This is a genomic window from Brevundimonas sp. (genome assembly GCF_004210735.1).
GTDB lineage: Bacteria > Pseudomonadota > Alphaproteobacteria > Caulobacterales > Caulobacteraceae > Brevundimonas.
On record NZ_SDZL01000083.1, the window covers coordinates 1 to 8,191 of the forward strand.

At 69.3% G+C, this 8,191-nt stretch carries 10 protein-coding genes; 5 read left to right on the top strand and 5 right to left on the bottom strand.

Annotated features, from left to right (window positions below; translation table 11 throughout):
• Window positions 1-445 precede the first annotated feature (445 nt).
• Complete coding sequence (locus tag EON91_RS13260; RefSeq protein ID WP_292095635.1) at window positions 446-1,144, bottom strand: MgtC/SapB family protein; 699 nt, start codon at window positions 1,142-1,144, stop codon at window positions 446-448.
• Window positions 1,145-1,242: 98 nt separating this feature from the next.
• On the opposite strand from EON91_RS13260, the gene EON91_RS13265 reads away from it, so the two are divergent.
• On the top strand, window positions 1,243-1,923 hold the full coding sequence (locus EON91_RS13265) for a hypothetical protein (RefSeq protein ID WP_292095638.1): 681 nt from the start codon (window positions 1,243-1,245) through the stop codon (window positions 1,921-1,923).
• 3 nt (window positions 1,924-1,926) lie between these two features.
• Here the strand turns inward: EON91_RS13265 and EON91_RS13270 are convergent, their stop codons facing one another.
• Complete coding sequence (locus EON91_RS13270) at window positions 1,927-2,700, bottom strand: YebC/PmpR family DNA-binding transcriptional regulator (protein WP_292095641.1); 774 nt, start codon at window positions 2,698-2,700, stop codon at window positions 1,927-1,929.
• A gap of 126 nt (window positions 2,701-2,826) precedes the next feature.
• Here EON91_RS13270 and EON91_RS13275 point away from each other — a divergent pair, with 126 nt between their 5' ends.
• The gene (locus tag EON91_RS13275) at window positions 2,827-3,012 is read left to right on the top strand and encodes a hypothetical protein (protein WP_292095643.1); all 186 of its coding nucleotides are present in this window, start codon (window positions 2,827-2,829) and stop codon (window positions 3,010-3,012) included.
• Between the two features lie 31 nt (window positions 3,013-3,043).
• Here EON91_RS13275 and EON91_RS13280 read toward each other — a convergent pair whose 3' ends face one another.
• Window positions 3,044-3,478, bottom strand: coding sequence for a thioesterase family protein (locus tag EON91_RS13280; protein ID WP_292095644.1), 435 nt, complete (start codon window positions 3,476-3,478; stop codon window positions 3,044-3,046).
• Window positions 3,479-3,545: 67 nt separating this feature from the next.
• Here EON91_RS13280 and EON91_RS13285 point away from each other — a divergent pair, with 67 nt between their 5' ends.
• The gene (locus EON91_RS13285; RefSeq protein ID WP_292095646.1) at window positions 3,546-4,679 is read left to right on the top strand and encodes a zinc-dependent alcohol dehydrogenase family protein; all 1,134 of its coding nucleotides are present in this window, start codon (window positions 3,546-3,548) and stop codon (window positions 4,677-4,679) included.
• A 3-nt stretch (window positions 4,680-4,682) separates the two neighbouring features.
• Here the strand turns inward: EON91_RS13285 and EON91_RS13290 are convergent, their stop codons facing one another.
• Together EON91_RS13290 and EON91_RS13295 are read right to left on the bottom strand one after the other, a co-directional pair.
• Complete coding sequence (locus EON91_RS13290; RefSeq protein ID WP_292095648.1) at window positions 4,683-6,368, bottom strand: serine hydrolase; 1,686 nt, start codon at window positions 6,366-6,368, stop codon at window positions 4,683-4,685.
• Window positions 6,369-6,457: 89 nt separating this feature from the next.
• Window positions 6,458-7,117 carry a DedA family protein gene (locus tag EON91_RS13295; RefSeq protein ID WP_292095650.1) on the bottom strand — a complete coding sequence of 220 codons (660 nt, stop codon included), beginning with the start codon at window positions 7,115-7,117 and terminating at the stop codon, window positions 6,458-6,460.
• A gap of 136 nt (window positions 7,118-7,253) precedes the next feature.
• On the opposite strand from EON91_RS13295, the gene EON91_RS13300 reads away from it, so the two are divergent.
• Window positions 7,254-7,673 carry a DUF1801 domain-containing protein gene (locus tag EON91_RS13300; protein ID WP_292095653.1) on the top strand — a complete coding sequence of 140 codons (420 nt, stop codon included), beginning with the start codon at window positions 7,254-7,256 and terminating at the stop codon, window positions 7,671-7,673.
• 2 nt (window positions 7,674-7,675) lie between these two features.
• On the top strand, window positions 7,676-8,191 hold a 516-nt coding region (locus EON91_RS13305; protein ID WP_292095655.1), incomplete at its 3' end, for a DUF1801 domain-containing protein.

An 8,191-nucleotide genomic window follows, 5' to 3' on the forward strand; every position in this document is an offset into this window, starting at 1 on the left:
TCGCAGGGCAGGATCCAGTGCTGATAGACCTGATTGAAGAAGGTCGTGTTCTGCGGGCCAGCAGGGCTCCGGACAGGCGTCACAGGCGACTGGCCCGCAGAACACGACCTTCTTCAATCAGGTCTATCAGCACTGGATCCTGCCCTGCGACATCCCGGGTGCGGATCAGCTGCGCATCCAGGTCAGGCTGACCCTGTCGCGCGACGGCCGAATCACCGAGGGGCCGACCCTGGTCAATCCGCGCTCGGACAGCGTCTATCGCGCCGCCGCCGACGGGGCTCTGCGCGCCCTGCGCCAGACTGCGCCCTTCGACGTGCCCGCCGGCTTCCAGGGCGGGGAATTCCCCTCCGTGGTTTTCAACACCGAACGCGCCTGCGCCAACCGCTAGGCAGACTTGAAGCCCTCCCTCGAGGGGGAGGGGAGATTTGATCCAGACGACAGGCTGCTAATCCGCCCTCGGATCCAGCGTAAAGCCGGTCACGCCCGGCAGGGTCGTCAGCGTCTGCGCCAGCGCTTTCAACGGGGCTTCGCCCTCGGTCTCGACCAGCCAGCTGCGTTTGACCGAGGTCCCGCCGTCCACCAGTTCAAAGCGGTCGTGCCTGGCCGCCGCATCGACGGCTTTTAGCGCGTCCACCACCTCGGCCTCGGGCGACGGGCCTTCGCGCCGCCAGCACACCTCGACGTCCACCAGCGTCCGCTGCGGCAGTCGCTCATTGACCAGCCGCAGACCGACCAGGATCGCCGCCGTCGTCACCGTCCCGACCACGCCCAGCACATACAGCCCCGCCCCGAACAGCAGGCCGATGGCCGAGGTGATCCACAGACTGGCCGCCGTCGTCAGACCATGGATGGAAAAGCCGGTGCGGAAAATCACCCCCGCGCACAGGAAGCCGATCCCCGTCAGCACCCCGTGCGCCATCCGCGTCGGATCGGTGACGATGTTCTCGTTCGGCAACGCCTCGAACGCCCAGTCGCCCTGCGTCATCGCCGCCAGCATCAACAGGCACGACGCCAGACTGACCAGGATGTGCGTCCGGAACCCCGCCGCCCGCCCGCGCCACTCCCGCTCCAGTCCGATCAACCCGCCCGCCAGCACGGCGGCCGCGACCGGCAGGATCAGGGACTGGAGTTCGGACAGGGTCATCGCACGGCAACGGTCGGCGTCACGCGACCGTTCCGGCGCGGCTGCGGCTAGACAGTTCCGGCGATGCGGCCGCTGGCGCGGTGCGCAATGATCCGCGCATGCGCGTCTTGCTGATCCTCTCTGTGCTTGTCGGCGTCGCCTGCTCCGCGCCGCCCGTCACCGCGCAGGAGAGCGAGAGCCAGTTCATCGCCCGCTGCCGACGCCAGGTGGTGGCCGACGATCCGCGCGCCGCCGAATGGGCGCACGACAGCTGCGTCGAAAGCTGGGGCCGCATCGCCGCCACGGGGCCGATGCTGGATGCGTTCCTGCCGTTATTCGCCCGGAGCGCCGCGCCCACGATCACGCCCGCCGCGCTCCGGGCCGCCTTGCCCAGTCTGCGCTGGACGCAAAAAGGATCTGACGACGCCGTGGCCTCGGCCCCGCTGGGCGATCTGACGGTCGAGATCCTGAACGCGCCGCCCGGCCGGGTCCGCTTTGGCTGGAGCCAGATGGGCGAACCCATACCTCTCGATCCGGTCGAGGCCCTGCGCTCGCGCGGGGCGCGGCTGACGCCGGTCGGCTGCTACGCCTTCGGGGCGGGGGAATCGAATACGGTCTGGCGCGTCGACCTGCCCGGCCATGCGCCCTTCGCCCTGACGGTCTATCGGCGGGAAGCCCCGACGGCCACGGCCTGGTCGATGCTGGCCGTCAGCGTCGATGCCGACCGCCGCATCCCGACCCTGTCGGGCCTGATAGCCGAGGAGCCCGGCGGCGACTGGGCCGCCGGCTCCTGCGAATAGGGCTCAGCCCGCGTATTTCGCCGCGTCTTCGTCCGACACGTCTTCGTTGGAATAGACGTTCTGTACGTCATCCTCGGCGTCCAGCGCGTCCAGCAGCTTGAACAGCGTGCCGACCGCGTCGCCGGTGACCGGCACGTCCGACTGCGGCTTCCAGACGATGGCCGTCGACTTGGGATCGCCCAGCGCCTTGGACATGGCCTCGGCCACCTCGTTCAGGTCCTCGAAGGCGGTCCAGATGGTGTGGCCCGGCGCGTCCTCATAGATGTCCGGCTTGACCAGATCGCTCTCGACGTCCTGCGCGCCGGCCTCGATGGCGGCCTCCATCACGGCGTCCTCGGTGCCCGCCTCGGCGGGATAGATGATCTGGCCGACCCGATCCCACATGAAGGCGACCGAGTTCATCTCGCCCAGCGCGCCGCCGTTCTTCTTGAACGCAGTGCCGATGTTCGAGGCGGCGCGATTGCGGTTGTCCGTCAGCGCCTCGACGATGATGCCGACGCCGCCGGGGCCCCGGCCCTCATAGCGGACCTCTTCCATCGTATCGACGTCGCCGGACGCCGCCTTGTTGATGGCCCGCTGGATCACGTCCTTGGGCAGGCTCTCGGCCTTGGCGTTGTTGACCGCCAGGCGCAGGCGCGGGTTCATCGCCGGGTCGGGCATGCCCGATTTCGCGGCCACGGTGATGTCGCGCGACAGCTTGGAGAACAGCTTGGACCGTTGCGCGTCGGCGCGGCCCTTGCGGTGCATGATGTTCTTGAATTTCGAATGGCCGGCCATCGAGATCGCTTTGGCTAGGAATGAGCTAGAGGCGCGCCTCTAGCGCAGGTCGCGGCCGCTGTCACGACGCGCGGAACCGGCGCCGCCCGCACGGATTACCTTCCCGAACCGACAGGGAGAGCGCGCATGGCCATCGAGGACGTTGTGATCGAGGACGAGGACCTCGACCAGCCCGACATCGTCGAATGGTACGAGACCCGCCCCGTCACCCTCTCGACGCCCGTCGCAACAGGCGTGGTCGTCACCGCCTTCGCCCTGGGCGCCCTGGTCGCCGTCGGCGTCCTGGCCGCCATGGGCCGCCTGGACGACTAGAAAAAACCCTTCTCCCGCAAGGGGAGAAGGGTCAGGTCAGCGCTTCCACAAACCCCCGCAGCGCGTCCGGAACCGCCACCGGCCGCATCGTCTCGCGCGCGACCATGACGTGGATAAAGAACCCCTCGGCCGTAGCCGCGTCCTCGTCGTTGCGGAACAGGCCGATCTCATAGCGGATGCTGGACCCGCCGACGCGCGCCACCCGCACGCCCGCATGAATCACGTCCGGATAGGCGGCGGAGGCGTGATACCGGCAGCCGCTTTCCACCGCCACGCCGATCACCTCGGACCCGGTGACGTCCAGCAGCCCCGCCTCGATCAGCAACTGGTTCACCGCCGTGTCGATGAAGGCGTAATAGGCGACGTTGTTGACGTGGCCATAGGCGTCATTATCCGCCCACCGCGTCGTCAGCCGCACGAACCGCGCATAGTCGGCGCGCACGCCCCGCTTCGGTCTGTCGCTCATTTTACCGCCCCCTCTTGGCGCCCGTAACGTCAAGGCCATAGCTTGGCGCCGATCGGGAGCCCAGACCATGCCGACCACCACCCGCGCCGCCGTCCTGCGTTCCATGGGCGCCGCCCGCCCCTATGCCGACAGCCGGCCGCTCAGCATCGAGACCGTCACCTTGGACGATCCCGGCCCCGGCGAGGTGCGGGTGGCGATCAAGGCGGCGGGCCTGTGCCACTCGGACCTGTCGGTCATCAACGGCGACCGCCCGCGCCCCCTGCCCATGGCCCTGGGGCACGAGGCGGCGGGCGTGGTCGAGGCGCTGGGCCAAGGCGTGACCGACCTGAACATCGGCGACCACGTCGTCATGGTCTTCATGCCGTCGTGCGGTCACTGCGATCCCTGCGCCGGGGGCCGTCCCGCCCTGTGCGAGCCGGGCGCCGCCGCCAACGGCAAGGGCGAACTGCTGAGTGGCCATCGCGCCCTGCATGTGGGCGGAGAGACGCTGAACCATCACCTCGGCTGCTCGGCCTTCGCCGAGCACGCCATCGTCTCGCGCCGCTCGCTGGTCCGGATCGACCCGGCGTTGTCGTTCGCCGAGGCGGCCCTGTTCGGCTGCGCCGTCCTGACCGGCGTCGGGGCGGTGGTGAATACGGCGGGGATAAGGGCGGGGCAGAGCGCCGTGGTCATCGGCCTGGGCGGCGTCGGCCTGGCCAGCGTGCTGGGCGCCCTGGCCTCGGGCGCATCGCCCGTGATCGCCGTCGACCTGAATCCGGACAAGCTGGCGCTGGCCCGCTCGCTCGGCCCGGTTCACACTGTCAACGCCGCCGATCCCGACGCCGTCGATCAGGTCCGCGCCCTGACCAACGGCGGCGCCGACTTCGTGTTCGAAATGGCCGGCTCGGTCCGCGCGCTGGAGGCGGCGTGGAAGATGACCCGCCGCGGCGGAACCACCATCACCGCCGGCCTGCCCCCGCCCGACGCGGCGCTGGCCGTCAACGTCGTCTCGCTGGTCGGCGAGGAACGCACGCTGAAGGGCAGCTATATCGGAACCTGCGTCCCCAGCCGCGACATCCCCCGATACGTCGCCCTGTACCGTCAGGGCCGCCTGCCCGTGGACCGGTTGATGAGCGGCACGCTGCAACTGGACGACATCAACGCCGCCTTCGACGCCCTGGCCGACGGCCACGCCGTACGCCAGGTGGTGCTGTTCGACTGACCCCTAAAGACCCGGCGCTTCGATCTTCAGGAACCGCAGCGCCACCACCCGGCCGTTGGTCGCGGACACCTCGGTGATCGCCCCCGCCCCGTCGCGCACAAACCGCAGCCAGCCCATCGGCGACGGGGTGAAAAAAACGTCCGCCTCGCGCAGCAGCTCCGGTGGCTGCAGCAACGGCGCCTCCAGCCCCGGCGACACGAACCACAGCTGCTCGCCGCGCATCTCGACCCGCAGCACCACCCCCAGCTCGGGGCTGTAATAGGCCCCGCGATAGGCGGCCAGCGCCTCGCCTCCCAGCGTCGGGGCGGATCGCGTCGGAACCCGCGTCAGGATGCGGTCAAAATCGGGCTCATGCAGGACCATGTCCGGCGGGCCGGCCCTGGTCGTCGCCCGCACGCTCATCTCCAGCCCTGATCCGTCCATGCCCGGCCCCTTCAGCCTGAACGCCCCGCCGCCCAGCGGTTCCATCTCGTCTTGGCCTTGCAGGAACAGCTTGCCGTCGCGCAGCTCGATCGCGAACGGCAGGCCGTCCGGGTCGCGATACGATCCCGCAAACGCCGCGATCGGCAGTCCCTCGCCCACCAGCCTTGTCGTCCCCGGCGCCGACGCTGCACCCAGGTACAGGTCCGCGATCCGCCGCGCCGTCTCGCGCAGCCCGTTCGTCTCGACATTGCACATCACGGCGACCCCCAGATGCGCATCCGGCAAGGTCAGCAGATGGGCGGCATAGCCGGGGTCGATCCCCGCATGCTCCAGCGTCCGCATCCCGCGATAGACGCCGGGGATCAGGCCCGCGGCATAGGGCGTCGGCGACCCGTCATCCAGCGCGCCCGCCTCGGCCATGGCCGCCCGCACCGCCGCCCCGCCCACGGTCCCGCGATCCATCTGGATCATCCAGCGGGCCATGTCCGCCGCCGAGGTCCGCACCCCCGTCGCGCCATAGTTGGAATAGGGCAGATAGCGCCGCTCGAACCCCTCCCTCGCGGGCGCATAGGGCCCGGCCTGGCCCGCGCGAATGCGATGATGATCCGCGCTGATCCAGGTGTCGGTCATGCCCAGCGGCTGGAACACCCGCGCCGCCATGAAATCGGCGAACGCCTGCCCCGACACCCGCTCCACCACCAGGGCCAGCAGGCTGTAGTTCGAGTTGGAATAGGCGAACCGCTCGCCGGGCGTGAAGTTCAGCTCGCGCTGGGCGAACAGGGCGGTCAGCACGTCCTTCTGGCTGATCGTGTCCTCGTGCCGCCGCCCGCGCATGACCAGCAGCTCCCACTGGTCGCGCAGGCCGCTGGTGTGATGCAGCAGGTGGCTGACCGTGATCGGCGCGCCGAAATCATGCAGCTCGGGCACGTATTTGCGCACGTCGTCGTCCAGCGACAGCCGCCCCTCGGCCGCCAGCAGCTGGATCGCGAACGCCGTGAACTGTTTCGACACCGAGGCGATGTGGAAGGCCGTCGTGGGTGTGTTCGCCCTCCCGGTCTCGATCACCGCCTGGCCATAGGCGCCGGTGAACGCCACCTCGCCCGCCCGCGTCACCGCCACCGCGCACCCCGGCGCGCCGGGCGCCGTCCACTGCGAAAACAGGGCGTCGACGGAACGCGCGGGAACCTGCGCCAAGGTTTGGGTCTGCGCCTGCCCCGCCGTCAGGGTCAGCGCCGCCGCCATCCACGCTGTCGCGATCCGTTTCACGTCGATCTCCTGGCTGAGAAGACCGACCCATACATCCGCTACATTTGTAGCGTTACAGTCCTGCGACCAATCTACGCCGAACCGGCGCCTCAGTCCCGGGTCGCGCCCGCCAGCACCGGGTCGCGGCGCGCCGCCCGCGCCTTCAGCCCCTTCATCGCCAGCACGATCAGCACCACCGCCCCGGCGCCGCCCAGCACCCACAGGGTCGGCCCGTGCGCCTCGGTCATCGCCTCCAGCCGCGCCAGCCCCTTGGCCGCCAGATAGCCAGGCGCCAACATGGCCAGCACCCAGACAAAGGCCGACAGCACATTGCCCGTCTGGAACGTCCGGTTGCGCATCTGCAACACACCCAGCATCAGCGGCACGAACGCCCGCAGCGGCCCGAAGAACCGGCCGATGAAGATCGAGGCGAAGCCGTAGCGGCGACAGTACAGCCGCGTCCACGCCAGCTTGCGCCGATGCGGAACCAGCGCCGGCCAGCGTAGCGCCTTCACCCCCAGCCGCCGCCCCAGCCAGAACGACACCGCGTCGCCCAGCACCGCCCCGGTGACACAGCCCAGGATGACGTTCATCGGATCCAGCGTGCCCGTCGCCACCATGGCGCCCGCCGCCACCAGCAGGCCGGTCGCGGGGATGAAGGCGCCGATCACCGCCAGTGACTCCATAAAGGTCACCGCCCCCAGCAGCGCCCCCGCCCAAACTGCGTTGCGGGCGATGAAATCGGCGATCGACTGAAGCAGGGAATCCATCGCGCCCATGTAGGGACGCTGCGCCCCCAGACCAATGCGACCAATGGCTCGAAAGGCGTGGAATCTCGACGAACGCGACTCGCCCGGTTCGCCATACGGTTGGCCAGGTCGGCCGCCTGACGCTAGTCTCCCACCCATGACCCAGCAGACCGAACCCGTCCTGCTCTCAGGCGGCAATCCCCAGATCGCAAAAGGCGACGGCGACGCCCCGGTCCAGGCCTACATCGCCGCTATGCCCGGCTGGAAAAGCGCCGTCGGCCGCGCCGTCGACGACCTGATCGCGCGCGAAATCCCCGGCGTGCGCAAGGCGGTCAAATGGAACTCGCCCCTCTATGGCGCGCCGGATCAGGACGGCTGGTTCCTCAGCCTTCATTGCTTCGACCGCTATGTGAAGGTCGCCTTCCTGAACGGCGGCGCCCTGACGCCCCCGCCCCCGGTGGCGTCCAGGCATCAGACCGTCCGCTATTTCCACATCCACGAAGACGACGCCTGGGATCAGGACCAGTTCGCCGACTGGCTGCGCCAGGCCGCCCGCCTGCCCGGCGAGAAGATGTAGCCATGTCGGACGCCTCCGCCCTGATCGACGCCCGCATCGCCGAACTGGCCGACTGGCGCGGCCGGACCCTGGCCCATGTCCGCGCCCTGATCCACGCCGCCGATCCGGCCGTGGTCGAGGAATGGAAATGGCGCGGCACGCCCGTCTGGTCGCACGACGGAATCCTGTGCACCGAGACCTACAAGGCCGTGGTCAAACTGACCTTCGCCCACGGCGCCGCCCTGCCCGACCCCACCGGCCTGTTCAACGCCAGCCTGGAAGGAAACACCCATCGATATCCGCGAAACCGACGTGCTGGACGAGCCCGCCTTCACGACCCTGATCCAGGCCGCCGTCGCCCGGAACGTAGCGAAGCGGACAAAGGCCTGACCGCCATGACCCTCAGATGGATCATCCCGCTCGCGCTCGCCCTGGCGCTGTCCTCATGCTCGGCCGCCCGCATCGACGGCTCGACCCGTCAGTTCTCGGGCGTCTGGCTCTATGAGTTCGAAGGCTCGACCTTTGTCGAAGGCGCGACC